This is a genomic window from Leifsonia sp. P73, assembly GCF_051059105.1.
Classification (GTDB): domain Bacteria; phylum Actinomycetota; class Actinomycetes; order Actinomycetales; family Microbacteriaceae; genus Leifsonia.
Genome location: NZ_CP194931.1, coordinates 158,330 through 176,578, shown reverse-complemented (window position 1 = coordinate 176,578; position 18,249 = coordinate 158,330). Strand labels below are relative to the sequence as shown.

The window sequence follows — 18,249 nt, the reverse complement described above, 5'->3', positions numbered from 1 at the left end:
CAAAGCCGACCAGCACTCCGTCCGGGTCCCTCCGAGAGCGAGCGAGCTAAGCCCTTGCGTGCACCGGGCGAGCGCACACCACGACTCTAGCCGCATCCGGGGGTGGACGGATGGCCGTTCTACCCCCGATTCAGGGGGATAACTTGTGGTCTGTCCACAAAGTGACGGACTAGTTTTCGAGCCCGGAGGGGCCCTTCTCGACAAGGATCGCGAATTGGGCGGCGTCGATGACACGCACCCCCAGTTCTTCCGCCTTGGCGAGCTTAGACCCCGCGCCCGGTCCCGCGGCGACGAAATCGGTCTTCTTGGACACACTGGAGGCCGCTTTTCCTCCTGCGGCGATGATCGCCTCCTGCGCCCCCTCGCGGGTGAAGCCCTCCAGCGAGCCCGTGGCGACGACGGTCAGTCCCGCCAGGACGCCGCCCGCGTCGGCCTGCTCGCCGGGTCCGGCGTGCCCAGGCGTGGCGAACTGCACTCCGTCGGCGGCCCAGCGCTCGATGATCTCGCGGTGCCAGTCGACCTCGAACCAGGTGAGCACCGCGTCGGCGATGATGCCGCCGACGCCGTCGACCGCGGCGAGCTCCTCCCGGGAGGCGCCGCGGATGGCGTCGAGCGACCCGAAGTGGTCGGCCAGCGCGCGGGCGGCGACCGGGCCGACGTGCCGGATGTTGAGCGACACGAGGATGCGCCAGAGCGGCTTCGTGCGGGCGGCGGCGAGGTTCGCGACCAGCTCCAGCGCGTTCTTGGAGGGAACGTACAACTCGTCACCGTCGAACTCCGCGGAATCGGGGTGGAACGGTCCGTCCTTCTTCTGGCGACGACGGCGGAACGGTGTGTCCACCTTCTCGGCGCCGGAGTCGGTCAGTTTCGGCAGCCCCGTCTCGGAGTCGCGGACGACCACCTCGATCGGGAACAGCTCCCGCAGGGTCAGCCCGAACAGCCCGGCCTCGGTCGGCAGCGGTGGCGTCTCCGGGAAGCGCGGCTGGGTGAGCGCAGCGGCCGCGACCTCTCCCAGCGCCTCGATGTCGAGCCCGCCGCGCGATCCGATGTGCTCCACCCGGCCGCGCACCTGCGCCGGGCAGAACTCGGCGTTGGGGCAGCGGAGGTCGATGTCGCCTTCCTTGGCCGGAGCGAGCCTCGTGCCGCACTCCGGGCAGTTCTCCGGCATCACGAAGGCCCGCTCGGTGCCGTCGCGCAGCTCGACCACCGGGCCGAGCACCTCCGGGATGACGTCGCCCGCCTTGCGCAGGACGACCGTGTCGCCGATGAGCACGCCCTTCGCCTTGACGACGTCCTGGTTGTGCAGCGTCGCCTGGCGCACCTCGGAGCCGGCGACGCGCACCTTCTCCATCACCGCGAACGGCGTCGCCCGGCCGGTGCGGCCGACGCTGACCACGATGTCGAGCAACTTGGTGTTGACCTGCTCCGGCGGGTACTTGTAGGCGATCGCCCAGCGCGGAGCCCGGGAGGTCGCCCCCAACTCGTCGTGCAGGGCCAGCTCGTCCACCTTGATGACGATGCCGTCGATCTCGTGCTCGACGCTGCCGCGGTGCTCCCCGTAGTAGCGGATGAACTCGTCCACCTCGGCGACCGAGCCGAGGACCCGGTAGTGGGTGGAGGTCGGCAGGCCCCACGAGCTCAGCAGCTCGTAGACCTGCGACTGCGCGTCGACCGGCGGGTTCCGCCAGGCGCCGATGCCGTGGACGAGCATGTGCAGGCGGCGCAGCCGGTCGCGCATGAGGGCGAGCTGGGCGGCGTTCTTGCCCTCCGCCTTCTGCCGCAGCGAGCCGCTGGCGGCGTTGCGGGCGTTCGCGAAGACGCGCTCGCCGGCCTCCTGCTGGTGGGCGTTGAGCTCGTCGAACTGGGCGACCGGGAAGAACACCTCACCGCGCACCTCCACCAGCGGCGGGAACGGGCCGTCGCCGGCGAGCCGCTGCGGGATGGCCGGGATCAGGCGGACGTTCTCGGTGACGTCCTCCCCACGACGCCGTCACCACGGGTGGCGGCGGAGACGAGCACGCCGTTCTCGTAGCGGAGGTTGATCGCGAGGCCGTCGATCTTGAGCTCGCAGAGGTAGTCGACCCGGCGGCCGGCGTCGCGCTCGACCTTGGCAGCCCAGCCCTCGAACTCCTCGAGCGAGAACACGTTGTCGAGGCTGAGCATCCGCTCGGCGTGCTGCACCGGCGCGAACAGCGTCGTCTGCGCGCGGCCGCCGACGGTCTGGGTGGGGCTGTCCTGGCTCTGCAGCTCGGGATGCAGGCGCTCCAGCTCCTCGAGGCGCCGCAGCATGCGGTCGTACTCCTCGTCGCTGACGAGCACGGTGTCGCGCTCGTAGTACGCGTCGCGCAGCTCGAGGATGCGGGTGGTCAGGTCCTGGGCCTCCGCGCGTGCGTGCGCGTCCTGCTCGTCGGTCACCCAGCAAGCATATTCACGACCACCGACCCCCCGCGCCACCCAGCGGCCACCGGAGGACGGGTCAGGCGGGGACGGCGGAGACGGTGCGGTCGATGGTGGTCTGGCCGAGGACGCGGGTGCCGACGTAGACGACGGCGGTCTGGCCGGGGGCGACGCCGTTCAGGGGGGCGTCGGGGCGGATGACGAGCTCGCCGTCCCGCACCTGCGCCACCGCGGGGACAGGGTCGGCGTGGGCGCGGATCTGCACCTCGCACGCGAAGGGGGTCTCCGCCGACACGGGAGCCTGCCCGGCCCAGGTGAAGCGGGAGCCCGCGATCTCGGCGATGTCGAGGGCCTCCTTCGGGCCGACCACCACGGTGTTGTCCTTCGGCCGGACCTCCAGCACGAAGCGCGGGCGGCCGTCCGGGGACGGGTAGCCGATGTTGAGGCCCTTGCGCTGGCCGACCGTGTACGCGTGCGCGCCCTCGTGCGAGCCGAGCCGGTTGCCCTCGCGGTCGAGGATGTCGCCCTCCGCCGCGCCGACGTGCTCGGCCAGCCAGCCGCGCGTGTCGCCGTCGGGGATGAAGCAGATGTCGTGCGAGTCCGGCTTGTTCGCGACGCTCAGGCCGCGCTCGGCCGCCTCCGCGCGCACCTCCGCCTTCGAGGGCGTCGCGCCGAGCGGGAACATCGCGTGCGCGAGCTGGTCGGCCGTCAGCACGCCGAGGACGTACGACTGGTCTTTGGCCCACGCGCTCGCGCGGTGCAGCTCCCGGTTGCCGTCGGCGTCGGTCAGGATGCTCGCGTAGTGCCCGGTGCACACGGCGTCGAAGCCGAGGTCGAGCGCCTTCTCCAGCAGAGCGGCGAACTTGATGCGCTCGTTGCAGCGCATGCACGGGTTGGGGGTGCGGCCGGCGGAGTACTCGGCGATGAAGTCGTCCACGACGTCGAGCTTGAACCGCTCGGAGAAGTCCCAGACGTAGTACGGGATGCCGATGATGTTCGCGGCGCGCTGGGCGTCCATCGAGTCCTCGATGGTGCAGCAGCCGCGGCTGCCGGTGCGCAGCGTGCCCGGCATCCTGCTGAGAGCCAGGTGCACCCCGACGACGTCGTGCCCGGCCTCCACGGCGCGCGCGGCGGCCACGGCGGAATCGACGCCACCGCTCATCGCTGCCAGAACTCGCACCCGAGGAGTCTACGCCGTGGCGGCTGAGCGGCTCCCGGGTGCGCGCTCGGCCAGGCCCGCGCGCGCCGCCTGGGCGTACGCGGACGGGAGCGCCGCGAGCAGCGCGTCCACGTCCGCCTCGCTGGAGGTGCGGCCGAGCGTGAAGCGCAGCGCGCTGCGGGCCTCCTGCTCGCTGCGCCCCATCGCGAGCAGCACGTGCGACGGCTCCGGGATGCCTGCGGTGCAGGCGGCGCCGGTGGAGACCGAGAGCCCGGCGAGGTCCAGCAGGAACAGCAGCGAGTCGCCCTGCGCTCCCGGGAAGACGAAATGGGCGTTGGAGGCCACCCGGTCGCCGCTCGCGGGTTCGGGGCCGCTCAGCACCGCCGCCGGCACGGCCTCCCGCACCCCGCGGATCAGCCGGTCGCGCAGCCCCGCGAGCCTGCGCGCCTCGTCGGCGCGCTCGGCCTCCGCGGCGAGCGCCGCCGCAGCGAACGCGACGGCCGCTGCGACGTCCTGCGTCCCGGAGCGCACCTGGCGCTGCTGCCCGCCGCCGTGGATGAGCGGCACCACCGCCGAGCGCCGGCCGAGGACGAGCGCCCCGATCCCGACCGGTCCCCCGATCTTGTGAGCGGAGACGCTGAGGGCGTCCACGCCGAGTTCGGCGAACGAGAGGGGCAGGTGGCCGTACGCCGCGACCGCGTCCACGTGGACGGGGACCCCGGCGTCGCGTGCGAGGGCGGCCAGCTCTGCGACCGGCTGGATCGTCCCCACCTCGTTGTTCACGGCGAGGAACGTCAGCAGCGCGGCATCCGACGGGGAGGCCAGTGCGTCCTCGACGACCGCCGGCGCGATCCGCCCCTCCGGGTCGAGCGGCAGCCACTGCGCCCGCGCCCCCTCCGCGCGCTCCAGCCACTCCACCGCGTCGAGCGTCGCGTGGTGCTCCCCACCGGGCGCGAGGATGCGCGGACGCGCGGCGCCGGTGTTGCGCGCCCAGTACAGCCCCTTGACCGCGAGGTTGATCGCCTCCGTGCCGCCCGAGGTGAAGACGACCTCGATGGGGTCGCAGCCGAGCGTCGACGCGACCGCCTCGCGGGCCTCCTCCAGCATCCGCTTGGCCTGCTGGCCCTGGCTGTGGATGCTCGACGGGTTGCCGACGAGCCCCAGCGCGTCCGTGAAGGCGGCGATCGCCTCCGGACGCATGGGGGTGGTGGCGGCGTGGTCGAGGTAGACGGGCACCGGAGCCTCCTTCAGGGTGCGGCGCGGTGTGGTCCTACTCTAGAACGCATGACGTCCGCCGATCCTCTGCGCAACCTGGGTGTACGCATCGGTCCGCACGGCGGTGAGCTCCGGGTGTACTCCGAGCACGCCGACGCGATGGAGCTCCTGCTGTTCCACCGCGACGACCCGGACTGGCGGACCAAGACCGTGACGATGGTCAAGGACGCCAACAACGTCTGGATGGGCCGCTCCCGCAGTCTCCAGGTCGGCAGCCTGTACGCGATCAACGTCTCGGGCCCGTCCGGCCCGCAGAACATGTTCAACCCCGAGTCGCTGCTGATGGATCCGTACGCGAAGGGCCTGACGCGCGTCGGCCCGGAGGAGTGGCGCTCGACCGTGGTCTCCGACGGCTTCGACTGGGGGGACTCCCGCAAGCCAGGCACCCCGCTGGACCACACCGTCGTCTACGAGGCGCACGTGCGCGGCATCAGCCGGCAGAACCCGGACGTGCCGGAGGAGCTGCGCGGCACGTACGCGGGGCTCGCCCACGAGTCCACCATCGGCTACCTGAAGCACCTCGGCGTCACCGCCGTGGAGCTGCTTCCCGTGCACGCGTTCACCTCCGAGCAGCGCCTCATCCGCGAGGGCCTGACCAACTACTGGGGCTACAACACCCTCAACTTCTTCAGCCCGCACGCCCCCTACGCCACCCGCGCCGCTCAGGCTGCGGGTCCGGAGGCCGTGCTGGTGGAGTTCAAGGGGATGGTGAAGCTGCTGCACGAGGCGGGCATCGAGGTGATACTCGACGTGGTCTACAACCACACCGCCGAGGAGGGCATCGGCGGCCCGCGCACGAGCCTGCGCGGCATCGACAACGCCACCTACTACCGCCAGGACGCGAACGGCGTCTACATCGACGTCACCGGCTGCGGCAACACGGTGGACTTCGGGCATCCGGTCCCGCAGCGCCTGGTGCTCGACTCGCTGCGCTACTGGGCGCGGGAGGTGCAGATCGACGGGTTCCGGTTCGACCTCGCCGTGACGCTGGGCCGCGGGGAGGACGCCTCCTACAGCCGCGACCACCCGCTCATCAACGACATGCTGAGCGACCCGGCGCTCGCCGACGTCAAGCTCATCGCCGAGCCATGGGACGTCGGGATCGGCGGCTGGCAGACCGGGAACTTCCCCGGCGGCCCCGAGAACGCCGACGGCACGTGCGGCAGGGACGGCTGGTCGGAGTGGAACGACCGCTACCGCGACCGGGTCCGCAACTTCTGGCTGGCCGACATCGCGGAGGCGCGCCGCAACGGCCAGGCCCCGATCGGCATCGGCGGCTTCGCCACCCGCCTCGCCGGCTCCTCCAACACGTTCTCGCCCGAGCGCGGGCCGCTGGCGTCCATCAACTTCGTGACCGCCCACGACGGCTTCACGATGGCCGACCTCACCGCGTACAACGTCAAGCACAACCTCGGCAACGGCGAGAACAACCGGGACGGCACCGACAACAACCGCTCGTTCAACCACGGTGCGGAGGGTCCGACCCTGGACGAGCACGTGCTGCTCGACCGGCACAAGGCCATGCGCAACCTGATGGGCACGCTGCTGCTCTCCGCGGGCGTGCCGATGATCACCGCCGGCGACGAGTTCGGCCGCAGCCAGCGCGGCAACAACAACGCCTACTGTCAGGACAGCGAGCTCACCTGGATGAGCTGGCTGCGCACCAGGGAGCAGCGCGAGATGCTCGACACCACCCGCCGACTGCTGGAGCTGCGCCGCGAGAACCCGGCGCTGCGCCCGAGCCGGTTCGCCGTCTACGGCCAGACCACGCCCAACGCCAGCCACATGGACTGGTACGACGCCACCGGCGCGCTCATGGACGACGAGGACTGGAACTCCCCGGAGAACCGCACCCTGCAGTACCTGGCGGCCTCCACGCCCGACAAGGAGGAGTTCAACCGCGTGCTCCTCATCGTGCACGGCGTGGAGGACGACGTGGAGGTCTCCCTCCCGGTCGCGCCGGGCGTGGAGTCGTACCAACTGCTCTGGGACAGCGCGACCGAGGTGCCGATCCTGGAGGACGGCGTCGAGCTCGCGCCGGGCAGCAAACGCCTCGTGGGCGGCACCTCGATGCAGCTCTACCGGGCGAACGGGCCGCGCGTCGAGACGCCGGCGGGGACGGCCTGATGGCGAAGCGCCCGGCCTCGGCCGGCACGCCCGCCACGGTCGCGCTGGGAGCTGCGGACATCCCGTTCGCCGTGCACGCCTACGAGCACGACCCGGCGGCACCCTCCTACGGTCTGGAGGCCGCCGACGCGCTGGGCGTGGAGCCGGACCGGGTGTTCAAGACCCTGCTGGCCGACACCGAGCTCGGGCTCGTGGTCGGCGTGGTCCCGGTGACCGGGATGCTCGACCTCAAGGCGCTGGCCGCGGCGGTCGGCGCGAAGCGCGCGGTGATGGCCGACCCCGCCGTCGCCGAGCGGCGGACCGGCTACGTCGTCGGCGGCATCTCCCCCATCGGCCAGAAGACCCGGCACGTCACCGTCGTGGACGAGACCGCGCAGCTCTTCGACACGGTGTACGTCTCGGGAGGCCGCCGCGGCCTCGACCTGGAGCTCGCGCCGGCCGCGCTCGTCGCCGCGACGCACGCCACCTACGCGCCCATCGCGCGAACGAACTGACAGGACACGCCGCCTCGGCCCGGGCGGAGGCGGCGTGTCCTGTCAGGTAGATCGTCAGGCGGCCGCGACGAGGCCGAGCTCGGCGGAGGACAGCAGCAGGTCGTTGACGGGGACGACGCGGACGGTGTAGCCGAAGGAGCCGGCCCAGGTCAGCGTCACGCCGCCGGAGAACTCGTGCGCGACGGACGGGTCGGCGCCGGGGATGGGGTGGTCGAGCGTCAGCCGCTCGTAGTGCACGCCGGTCAGGTCCTCGCCGTCGTAGCTGCGGCCGTAGACGAGCTGCACCTCCACGTCCTCCGGGCGCAGCCCGTTCAGGTGCACGAGGGCGCGCACCCGGAGGTGGTCGCCCACCTGCGGCACGGCGTCGAGGCCGCCCGCGTCGACGTGGGCCACGTTCACGCCGGGCCACGCGGATCGCACGCGGTCCTTCCAGGCGGCGAGCTCGCGCGCGTCGCGGTAGTCGTCGGCGCTCAGCCGCTTCTCGTTGGCCGCGGCCGGGATGTAGAGCCGCTCCACGTACTCGCGCACCATCCGCTCGGCGCTCAGCGGGGAGGACAGCGTCGCGAGCGTGTGCCGGATCTGGCCGACCCAGGTCTCCGGCACGCCGTCGCCGTCTCGGTCGTAGAACCGCGGCGCGATCTGGTGCTCGATCAGGTCGTACATCGCCTCGGCCTCCAGCGCGTCGCGCTCGGCCCCGTCGCCCGCGGCGTCGGCGGACGGGATCGCCCAGCCGTTCTCGCCGTCGTAGAACTCGTTCCACCAGCCGTCCAGGATGGACAGGTTGAGCCCGCCGTTCAGCGCCGCCTTCATCCCGGAGGTGCCGCAGGCCTCCAGCGGCCGCAACGGGTTGTTCAGCCAGACGTCGGTGCCCGGGTAGAGCAGCTGGGCCATCCCGATGTCGTAGTCCGGCAGGAACACCATCCGCGAGCGGATCTCCGGCTCGGAGGCGAACTGCACCAGCTTCTGGATCAGTCGCTTGCCTTCGTCGTCGGCCGGGTGCGACTTGCCCGCGATCACGAACTGCACCGGACGCTCCGGGTGCAGCAGGATGTTCCTCAGCCGCTCCGGGTCATGCAGCATCAGCGTGAGCCGCTTGTAGGTCGGCACGCGCCGGGCGAACCCGATGGTGAGCACGTTCGGGTCGAGGAGGTCGCCGATCCAGACCGGCGCGATCCCGCCGGGGTTCTGCGCCTCCCAGGCCGCGGCGACGCGGTGCCTGGCGTCCCTGACGAGCTGCTCGCGCATCCGGGTGCGCACGCTCCACAGATCGAGGTCGCTCACCGCGCCGCGGTTCGCCCAGTCGGCGTGCGTGGTGTCGTCGGTGCCGAGCCGCTCCATCGCGAGGGAGCGCAGCATCGGGTCGGTCCAGGTCGGCGCATGGACGCCGTTGGTCACCGAGTCGATCGGCACCTCCGGGCTGTCGAACCCGGGGAACAGGCCGCCGAACATCTGCCGGCTGACCTCGCCGTGCAGGCGGGAGACGCCGTTGGCGTGCTGGCCGAGGCGGAGGCCCATGACGGCCATGTTGAACACCGCGTCGGAGCCGCCGGGGTAGTCCTCCGCGCCGAGCGCGAGCACCTGGGCGGGCTCGACGCCCGGGAGGAGCGCCGTCGAGAAGTAGCGCTCGACCAGCGGCCGGTCGAACCGGTCGATGCCGGCGGGGACCGGCGTGTGCGTGGTGAACACCGTGCCGGCGCGCACCACCTGGAGGGCCTGGTCGAAGGTCAGCCCCTCGCCGATCAGGTCGGAGATGCGCTCCAGGCCGAGGAAGCCGGCGTGCCCCTCGTTGGTGTGGAAGACCTCCGCCGCCGGCGCGCCGGTGAGCTCGGTCCACGCCTTGACCGCGCGCACGCCGCCGATGCCGAGCAGCAGTTCCTGCAGCAGGCGGTGCTCGCCGCCTCCGCCGTAGAGCCGGTCGGTCACCGAGCGCAGGCTCTCGTCGTTCTCGGGGATGTCGGTGTCCAGCAGCAGCAGGGTCACCCGGCCCACCGCGGCCTGCCAGACCCTGGCGCGCAGCTCGCCGGCCGGCAGGGCGAGCGTGATCTGCACCGGCGCCCCGTCCGGGTCGCGCAGGACGCTCAGCGGGAGGCCGTCGGGGTCGAGCGCCGGATAGCTCTCGACCTGCCAGCCGTCCGGCGTGATCGCCTGTGCGAAATAGCCGGAGCGGTAGAAGAGGCCGACCGCGACCAGCGGAGCGCCGAGGTCGCTGGCGGCCTTGAGGTGGTCGCCGGCGAGGATGCCGAGGCCGCCGGAGTACTGCGGCAGCGTGGACGCGATGCCGAACTCGGGCGAGAAGTAGGCGATGGAGGCCGGCGCCGAGCCGTCCAGCGATTGATACCAGCGCGGATCGCGGATGTACGCGCGCAACTCGTCGCGGACGTGGTTCGCCCAGTCGACGTAGCCGGGGTCGGCGGCGAGCTCGGCCAGGCGGGCCGGTTCGACGGACCCGAGCAGCGCGATCGGATCGTGCTCGACCTCCTGCCACAGCTCCGGGGAGATGCGGGCGAACAGCTCCTTGGTCGGCTCATGCCAGGACCAGCGGAGGTTGCCGGCGATCTCCTCCAGGGCGGAGAGGGTCTCGGGGAGGACGGCGCGGACGGTGAATCTACGGATGGCCTTCACTCGCACGAGCATAGACGGGCCTCATGACGGGAGTGTTAATGAGGGCTCATGACGAAAGAGCGAATGAGTGTACGGTCGGCATGTGGCAAAGAGCGCAGCGACCAAATCATCAGCCGCCGCAGCACCGGAGGCGCCGGCAGCCGTCGAGCCTGAACCCGTCCAGACGGCGCCCGAGTACGACCCCCTCCTCCCCCGGCTCCCCATCCTCGGACTCTCGCCCCAGGTGGACGAGGGCCAGTGGGCGGCCTCCGCGTTCAGCGGCGAGGTCGTCCCGTTCCGGGCCACCGCCTTCCGCGAGGGGCACGACCGGATCGGCGTCGACCTGATCCTGCTCGACCCGTCGGGCAACCAGACCGAGCACCACATGCGGCCGCTCGCCCCCGGCACAGACCGCTGGGGCGTGGAGGTCCAGCTGGAGGAGGAGGGCCTGTGGCGGTACCGCATCCAGGCCTACGCCGACGAGTACGCGACCTGGCGGCACAACGCGGAGGTCAAGGTGCCGGCCGGCGTCGACGTCGAGCTGATGCTGACCATGGGACGCGAACTGCTGGAGCGGGCGGCGACCGACAAGCGCCGCAGCACCGCGGAGCGCCGCCACCTGTCCGAGGCCGCCCGGGTCGTCGCCGACGCCGGGCGCGGCGTGGACGAGCGCTTCCAGGCGGCGGTGGACGACCGCATCCGCCGCATCCTCACCGAGCGTCCCGTTGTCGCCCTGCCGTCGCTCTCGGCGACGCGCGCCGTCCTGGTGGAGCGCACCCGCGCGGGGGTCGGCAGCTGGTACGAGTTCTTCCCGCGGTCGGAGGGCGCCAAGCGCACCGCCGACGGCAGCTGGCAGTCCGGCACGTTCCGCACCGCGGCCAAGCGCCTCCCCGAGGTCGCGGCGATGGGCTTCGACGTCGTCTACCTGCCGCCGATCCACCCGATCGGCCGCACCTTCCGCAAGGGGCCGAACAACACCCTGGAGGCCGGGCCGAACGACCCGGGCTCGCCCTGGGCCATCGGCGGGCCGGAGGGCGGCCACGACGCCATCCACCCGGACCTCGGCACCGAGAAGGACTTCGTCTTCTTCCTCGGCAAGGCGAAGCAGGCCGGGCTCGAGATCGCCCTCGACCTCGCCCTCCAGGCCTCCCCCGACCACCCCTGGGTCACGACGCACCCGGAGTGGTTCACCACGCTCCCGGACGGGACGATCGCCTACGCGGAGAACCCGCCGAAGAAGTACCAGGACATCTACCCGATCAACTTCGACAACGACTACGACGGCCTGCGCACCGAGGTGCTGCGGATCGTGCGGTACTGGATGTCGCTCGGCGTGCGGATCTTCCGCGTCGACAACCCGCACACCAAGCCGCTGCACTTCTGGGAGTGGCTCATCCACACGGTCAACGAGACCGACCCCGACGTGGTGTTCCTGGCCGAGGCGTTCACCCGGCCCGCGCTGCTGCACACGCTCGCGAAGGCCGGGTTCCAGCAGTCGTACACCTACTTCACCTGGCGCAATACGAAGGAGGAGCTGGAGGAGTTCCTGACCGGGCTCGCGACGGAGACGGCCGACTTCCTGCGGCCGAACCTGTTCGTGAACACCCCGGACATCCTCACCGAGTACCTCCAGTTCGGCGGCCCGGCCGCCTTCAAGATCCGGGCGGCCCTCGCGGCGACCGCGGCGCCCACCTGGGGCGTCTACTCCGGCTTCGAGCTGTACGAGAACGTCGCCCGGCCGGGAGCCGAAGAGTACATCGACAACGAGAAGTACGAGTACCGGCCGCGGGACTACGCCAGGGCCGCCGCGCTCGGCCGCTCGCTCGCGCCGTACCTGACCATGCTCAACCGCGCGCGCAGCGAGCACCCGGCGCTGCGCCAGCTCCGCAACCTGCAGGTGCACCGCAGCGAGGACGATTCGATCCTCGTCTACTCGAAGTACCTGGCCGGCGAGTTCACCCGCAGCGGCAAGCCCGACGCGGTGCTCGTCGTCGCCAACGTCGACCCGCACTCGGTGCGCGAGACGATGATCCACCTCGACGTCACGGCGTTCGGCATCGAGCCCGGCGCGCAGTTCGAGGTGCGCGACCTGGTCACCGGCCAGCGCTGGACCTGGGGAGCCGACGCCTACGTCCGGCTCGACGCGTTCACCGAGCCGGTGCACATCCTGACCGTCAAGCCGTTGGAGGCCGCACGATGACCCCGATCCCCGAGGGCGCCGCCGCCGTCGACCTGCCCGCACTGGACGACAACGTGCTGCGGGCCGTCGCCACCGGCAGCTACCACGACCCGCACTCCGTGCTCGGTCAGCACCAGGTCGCAGCACGCGGCGTCGAGGACCCGATCACGGTCATCCGCGCGCTCCGGCCGCTCGCCGAGGCGGTCTTCGCCATCCTGCCGACCGGAGCGCACATCGAGCTCGCCCACCTCGGCCACGGCATCTGGCAGGGCGTCGACATCGTCGGCCCCGGCGCGTACGAACTGGAGGCGCGCTACGACGGCGGCAGCACCTGGACCACGGACGACCCCTACCGGTTCTTGCCGACGATCGGCGAGCTCGACCTCCACCTGATCCGGGAGGGCAGGCACGAGCAGCTCTGGACGGCGCTCGGCGCGCACGTCCGCGACCTCGGCGGCGTCGTCGGCACCTCGTTCACGGTCTGGGCGCCGCACGCCCGAGCGGTGCGGGTCGTCGGCGACTTCAACGGCTGGGACGGCACCCTGCACGCGATGCGCAACATGGGCGCCTCCGGCGTGTGGGAGCTGTTCGTGCCCGGGCTGGGCGAGGGCTCCATCTACAAGTTCGACCTGCTCGGCGGCAACGGCGAGTGGGTCCGCAAGATCGACCCGATGGCGCAGTTCGCGGAGATCCCCCGAACACCGCGTCGGTGGTCACGGTCAGCCGGCACGAGTGGGCGGACGGCGAGTGGATGACACGCCGCGCCGCCACCGACCCGCACGCCGGGCCGATGAGCGTCTACGAGCTGCACTTCGGGAGCTGGCGGCCGGGCCTCGGCTACCGGGAGGCCGCCGACCAGCTCATCGACTACGTAGGCGGCCTGGGCTACACCCACGTCGAGTTCCTGCCGCTCGCCGAGCACCCGTTCGGCGGCTCGTGGGGCTATCAGGTCACCGGGTATTATGCCCCGACCAGCCGGTTCGGCTCGCCGGACGACCTCAAGTACCTGATCGACCGGCTGCACCAGGCCGGCATCGGCGTCATCCTCGACTGGGTGCCCGGCCACTTCCCCAAGGACGACTGGGCGCTCGCCCGCTTCGACGGCCAGGCGCTCTACGAGCACGCCGACCCCCGCCGCGGCGAGCACAAGGACTGGGGCACCTACATCTTCGACTACGGCAACTCGCAGGTCCGCAACTTCCTGGTCGCGAACGCGCTGTACTGGCTGGAGGAGTTCCACATCGACGGCCTCCGGGTCGACGCCGTGGCCTCGATGCTCTACCTCGACTACTCGCGCAACGAGGGCGAGTGGGAGCCGAACATCCACGGCGGCCGCGAGAACCTGGAGGCGATCGGCTTCCTGCAGGAGGTCACCGCGACCTCCTACAAGCGCAACCCCGGCACCGTGATGATCGCCGAGGAGTCCACGAGCTACGCCGGCGTGACCGCGCCGACCTCCTCGGGCGGCCTCGGCTTCGGGCTCAAGTGGAACATGGGCTGGATGCACGACGCGCTCCAGTACATCCAGGAGAACCCGATGTGGCGCAGCTACCACCACAGCGAGATCACGTTCTCCTTCGTCTACGCCTGGAGCGAGAACTTCCTGCTGCCGATCAGCCACGACGAGGTCGTGCACGGCAAGGGCTCGCTGATCGGCAAGATGCCGGGCGACCACTGGCAGCAGCTCGCGAACGTGCGCGCCTTCCTGTCCTTCATGTGGGCGCACCCCGGCAAGCAGCTCCTGTTCATGGGGCAGGAGTTCGGGCAGTACTCCGAGTGGAGCGAGGAGCGCGGCCTCGACTGGTGGATGCTCGACCAGCCGAGTCACCGCGGGCTCTGGAACCTCGTCGCCCAGCTCAACGCCGTCTACCGCGACAACCCGCAGCTCTGGGCGCTGGACAACGACCCCGGCGGCTTCGAGTGGCTGGACGGCTCCGACGCCGCCGGCAATGTCCTCGCGTTCCTGCGCAAGGACCGCGACGGCTCGCCGATCGCAGTGCTGCTGAACTTCTCGGGCAACCCGCACGCCGACTACCGGGTCGGGCTGCCGTTCGCCGGCGAGTGGGAGGAGCTCCTCAACACGGACGCCGAGGACTTCGGCGGCTCCGGCGTCGGCAACTTCGGCGGTGTCACCGCGCACGAGGAGCCGTGGATGGGCCGCCCGGCCTCCGCGGTCCTGACGCTTCCGCCGCTGGGAGCGCTGTACCTGCGGCCGCGCCGCTGACTTTCAGGCGGATCGGGCGTCAGGCGGATTCGCCGAGCCACGCAGCGTACGGAACGCCGTCGACCGCGTGCTCCGGCGCGAGGTGACGCCCCGCGCGCCACGCCGAGCCGAGCGGGCCGCCGAGGCGGACCGACAGGATCGGCCGGCGCGTGCCGGTGGCGTCCTTCCACTGCCGGGCGAGCGCGCGGGCGCTCTCGACCCGCGGGCCGCCCACCGTGCGGGTCGACCCCGGCTCGCCCTCTCCCTCGGCCGCGTCCACCAGGACACGCGCGACGTCGGCCACCGAGATGGGCTGGAACCGCGTGCCGGAGGGCGCCGTCAGCGTCCCGAACCGGCGGCCGCGTTCGAAGACCGACGTGACGAAGTCGTGGAACTGCGTCGCGCGCACGACCCTGACCTCCAGCGGAGACTCCAGGTAGGTGCTCTCCTGCACCAGCTTCGACCGGTAGTACGGGTAGCGCGCGCCGTCGATGCCCGCGATGGACAGCAGCACCGCCCGGCCGACGCCGAAGCGGGCGGCGGTGTGCAGGAGGTTGCGGGAGCCGTGCGCGAACACGTGCGACGCGCGGCGGCCGCCGGCGTTGCTCGCGTCGATGATCACGTCGACGCCGTTCACCGCCTCCTCCAGCCCGTCGCCCGTCACGAGGTCGGCCGTCACATAGGCCGCGCCGTCGACGTACGCGGGCGCGTCGTCGTCGGGCGTGCGCCGGGCGGCGACCACGACCTGGTGGCCGCGCGCGACGGCCTCAGCGGTGACGGCACGACCGGCGAGACCGGTCCCACCGACGACGAGCACACGGGACATGCGCGAGCCTTCCAGGCGAGGGGGATGTCAACTGCTCCGTGCGTCGGACCCCCGGGGCTGGAGGGCGCACCTCAATAGAGCAGTGACGCCAGCCTAGCCCTGGCCTTGCCGACGCGGGGGTCCTCCACGCCGACGATCTCGAAGTACTCGAGGATGCGGGCGCGCACGGCCTCCTTGCCCTCGGCGTCGAGCGTCGGGAACAGGGTCAGCAGCCGGTCGAACGCGTCGTCGACGTGGCCCCCGGAGAGGTCGAGGTCGGCGACGGCGAGCTGTGCGTCGCTGTCGTCCGGCGCGGTGGCCGCGGCGTTGCGGATCTCGTCCAGCGTGCGGCCGGCCAGGCGCGCCAGCAGGCTCACCTGCGCGAGCCCGGCGATCGCCATCTGGTCGCGCGGGTCCTGCGCGATGGCGGTCTTGTAGGCGGCGATGGCCGCGGGATAGTCGCCCCGGTCGATCGCGTCGTACGCCTCGGCGTGCAGCGGCGGCAGCGGCGGCTCGGGCGCGGGCTCGTCGGACTCCGCGCCGGGGGTCTCCCCGTCGCGGCGTCGACCTGCGCCGTGCCGGTGACGCCGTTCTGCGCGGCCAGCTCCAGCAGCTGGGCGACGACGTCGCGCACCTGGTCCTCCGGCAGCGCTCCGGTGAAGAGCTGCACGGGCCGGCCCGAGACGATGCCGGCCACGGCCGGCGCCGACTGCGCCTGGAACGCCTGCACCAGCTGCGGGTTGGCGTCCACGTCGACCTGGACGAGCACGATCCGGCCCGCGAGGTCGTTCGTGACGCGGTCGAGGACCGTCGCGAGCGCGCGGTCGGGGTCGGCCCAGGAGGCCGTGAGCGCGACCACGACCGGGATGCGCATCGACAGGTCGATGAAGTCGTTGAAGTTGGCGTCGGTGCCCTGGAAGAACAGGCTGGGCAGCTCGACCGGCTCACCCTGCGCCGCGCCGCCCGCGTCGCCCTGGCCGGGCTGCGGCCGGTTCACCAGGCCGCTCAGGTCCACGGCGCCGCGGAGATTCGTCGGATTGGGCGGAAGCTGACTCATGGAGTCAAGCCTACTGCGCGGTCCCGCACGGGATGCGGGTCACGGCACCTCGCGCGCGGAGACCAGCCCTTGGGCGAAGCCGAGCAGCCGCACCTTCTCGTCCGAGCCCGCCGGGGGCACGTAGAACGCGAGCTGGTAGCCGTACACCGACTCGATGCCGGTGTTGGACTGCGCGACCCCGCTCAGCGCCGCCGTCGTCGCGCCCGCGATGACCTGGGCGCCGGCCTCCGTCACGCGGTGGAGCTGCACTTCCTCCGGGTTGACCCAGACGATGGCGCCGGAGTCGTTGGTCGCCATCGAGATGACCGGGCCGGCGCCGACGCGGCCCGCGAAGGTCAGCGTGGACGTCTGCCCGAACTGCTGGGCGAGCCTGGCCTGCTCCTGTGCTTTCCAGGAGGCGCCGACCTGCGCCACGAGCTTGTCGTCGGTGAGGTCGAAGCTGGAGTACCACTTGCTCTTCTCGCCGTTCAGCAGGATGTCGCCGTACGCGGCGGCCACCTGGTCGGGCTGGACCTTGAGCAGCTTGGAGTCCGGGGGCACCACGGCGGCGCCGATGCTCGCCGGCGCCAGGTTCGGCACCTTCACGTTCGGCTCCAGGGCGATGGCGTACTCCACCATGTAGTTGTCGCGCGGCGTCTGCTGCACGAGGGCGAGCGCGAGCGGGGCCTGCGCCTTGCCGGTGGCGTCGTTCGGCATCTTCACGACGGCGGTGACGGTGCGCGGCCAGCTGTCGGTCGCCTGCGGCAGCGAGAGCTCCAGCGGCCCGGCCGGGATGGCGGGCAACGCGGGCTGGTCGGCCTTCTTGACACGGATCGCGTAGTTGGCGTCGCGCAGCTGCAGAGCGGGGCCGGCGAAGCGCAGCTTGGCCAGGTTCGGGTCGTTCTTGGCGTCCGCGTTGGCCGCCGCGACCGAGATGCGCTTGACGATGCGCTCCAGCTGCGGCGCCGTCACGGCGGGGGCCGGGGAGTTGCCGTTGCCGTGCGGTGCGCTCGACGTCGCCGTGGGAGTCGGCGTGGGCGTCGACGTCTCCGCGAACGCGGCGCCAGCACCGGTGCCGGTCAGGGCGAGGACGCCCGCGAGGAGGGCAGGGGCCATCACGCGCGTGCGGCGGGTCGACCGGCGTCCGCGCGGGGTCGCCTCGATGGACGCGGTCGGCTTGTACTTGGGGGCTTTGGGGAGCTTCGGCATCTTGGGTCCGCTCTTGCGTCGTGGTCCGCGCGACCTGCGGTGGGTGTAGAGCCCCCACAGGTAGAGCGCGATGCCGATCACCAGGAGCACGAGTCCGCCGATGATGAGCGGGAACGCCCACGGCGTGCTGGTGTCGACGGGCCAGGTCAGGACGATCTTGTCCGGGGCCGGGGCGGTCCCGTCGCCGGCGACGATGACGCTGACGCCGGACGGGACGTTCATCTTGGTGACCTGGGCGTCCTGGCCGTCGAACTCGTCGAGCCAGAGGTCGGAGCCGGCCGGGTTCGGGCCAGGGGCGGCGGCCTGCGTCGTGGCAGCACCGGTGGGTGCAGGCGTCGGCGTGGCTGTCGGGGCCGGGGTGGCTGTGGAGGCCGCGCCGGAGGAGCCCGTCGCGCCGGACTTCGGGGTCACGGTCTTCACCGTCACCGCGCTGTCGCCCGCACGGTAGGCGATGGTCGCGTACTTCTGGTCCGCCAGCCACGCCTTCACGTCGGCGGTGCGGCCGTAGGCGACCATCTGGGTCTTGGCGTTCTTCGAGCCGGAGACGGACAGCGTCTGCTGCCCGGGGTGGGCGTTCAGCACCGCGCTGTCGATCACGACGTAGCGGGTGTCGGCGGGGACGGTCGCGGCAGCGGTCACCTGCGACGGTGGTGCGAAGATCGTGCGCTGGGCGATGCCGGCAACGATCATGACGGCAGCGACCACGAACGCGACGATGGCCAGTACGAAACGCAAACAGAACTCCTCAGTGCCGGACGGGGGCG

The 18,249-nt window shown here is 71.8% G+C and carries 8 protein-coding genes and 3 pseudogenes; 4 read left to right on the top strand and 7 right to left on the bottom strand.

Annotation, left to right across the window (positions count from 1 at the left end; all coding sequences use genetic code 11):
* Nucleotides 1-169 precede the first annotated feature (169 nt).
* From ligA to ACQ86L_RS00880, 3 genes and pseudogenes are all read right to left on the bottom strand, one after another.
* Nucleotides 170-2,415 (bottom strand): annotated as a pseudogene (gene ligA / locus ACQ86L_RS00890) (NAD-dependent DNA ligase LigA).
* Between the two features lie 61 nt (nt 2,416-2,476).
* On the bottom strand, nt 2,477-3,577 hold the full coding sequence (gene mnmA, locus ACQ86L_RS00885; protein ID WP_434317295.1) for a tRNA 2-thiouridine(34) synthase MnmA: 1,101 nt from the start codon (nt 3,575-3,577) through the stop codon (nt 2,477-2,479).
* A gap of 9 nt (nt 3,578-3,586) precedes the next feature.
* The gene (locus ACQ86L_RS00880; RefSeq protein WP_434317294.1) at nt 3,587-4,792 is read right to left on the bottom strand and encodes a cysteine desulfurase family protein; all 1,206 of its coding nucleotides are present in this window, start codon (nt 4,790-4,792) and stop codon (nt 3,587-3,589) included.
* Between the two features lie 48 nt (nt 4,793-4,840).
* Here ACQ86L_RS00880 and glgX point away from each other — a divergent pair, with 48 nt between their 5' ends.
* Both glgX and ybaK read left to right on the top strand, forming a co-directional pair.
* On the top strand, nt 4,841-6,958 hold the full coding sequence (gene glgX, locus ACQ86L_RS00875) for a glycogen debranching protein GlgX (protein WP_434317293.1): 2,118 nt from the start codon (nt 4,841-4,843) through the stop codon (nt 6,956-6,958).
* Nucleotides 6,958-7,452 carry a Cys-tRNA(Pro) deacylase gene (gene ybaK, locus ACQ86L_RS00870; RefSeq protein WP_434317292.1) on the top strand — a complete coding sequence of 165 codons (495 nt, stop codon included), beginning with the start codon at nt 6,958-6,960 and terminating at the stop codon, nt 7,450-7,452. The genes glgX and ybaK overlap by 1 nt, the downstream gene beginning before the upstream one ends.
* Nucleotides 7,453-7,506: 54 nt before the next feature.
* On the opposite strand, the gene glgP is transcribed toward ybaK, so the two are convergent.
* Nucleotides 7,507-10,074 carry an alpha-glucan family phosphorylase gene (gene glgP, locus ACQ86L_RS00865; protein WP_434318955.1) on the bottom strand — a complete coding sequence of 856 codons (2,568 nt, stop codon included), beginning with the start codon at nt 10,072-10,074 and terminating at the stop codon, nt 7,507-7,509.
* Nucleotides 10,075-10,156: 82 nt separating this feature from the next.
* Between glgP and ACQ86L_RS00860 the strand changes: the two genes are divergently transcribed.
* Nucleotides 10,157-12,253: an alpha-1,4-glucan--maltose-1-phosphate maltosyltransferase gene (locus ACQ86L_RS00860; protein ID WP_434317291.1), complete on the top strand. Its 2,097-nt coding sequence runs from the start codon at nt 10,157-10,159 to the stop codon at nt 12,251-12,253.
* Nucleotides 12,250-14,456: pseudogene (glgB, locus tag ACQ86L_RS00855) on the top strand (1,4-alpha-glucan branching protein GlgB). The gene ACQ86L_RS00860 and the pseudogene glgB overlap by 4 nt, the downstream one beginning before the upstream one ends.
* Before the next feature lie 19 nt (nt 14,457-14,475).
* Here the strand turns inward: glgB and ACQ86L_RS00850 are convergent.
* From ACQ86L_RS00850 to ACQ86L_RS00840, 3 genes and pseudogenes are all read right to left on the bottom strand, one after another.
* Nucleotides 14,476-15,261, bottom strand: a complete 786-nt coding sequence (locus tag ACQ86L_RS00850; RefSeq protein ID WP_434317290.1) for an SDR family oxidoreductase — start codon at nt 15,259-15,261, stop codon at nt 14,476-14,478.
* A 71-nt stretch (nt 15,262-15,332) separates the two neighbouring features.
* Nucleotides 15,333-16,297 (bottom strand): annotated as a pseudogene (locus ACQ86L_RS00845) (tetratricopeptide repeat protein).
* Nucleotides 16,298-16,336: 39 nt separating this feature from the next.
* Nucleotides 16,337-18,220, bottom strand: a complete 1,884-nt coding sequence (locus tag ACQ86L_RS00840) for a hypothetical protein (protein ID WP_434317289.1) — start codon at nt 18,218-18,220, stop codon at nt 16,337-16,339.
* Nucleotides 18,221-18,249: the final 29 nt, after the last annotated feature.

Coding starts and splice junctions, on each gene's coding strand:
- ACQ86L_RS00850 (WP_434317290.1), bottom strand. CDS start 15,261: ATGTCCCGTGTGCTCGTCGTCGGTGGGACCGGTCTCGCCGGTCGTGCC.
- ybaK (WP_434317292.1), top strand. CDS start 6,958: ATGGCGAAGCGCCCGGCCTCGGCCGGCACGCCCGCCACGGTCGCGCTG.
- glgX (WP_434317293.1), top strand. CDS start 4,841: ATGACGTCCGCCGATCCTCTGCGCAACCTGGGTGTACGCATCGGTCCG.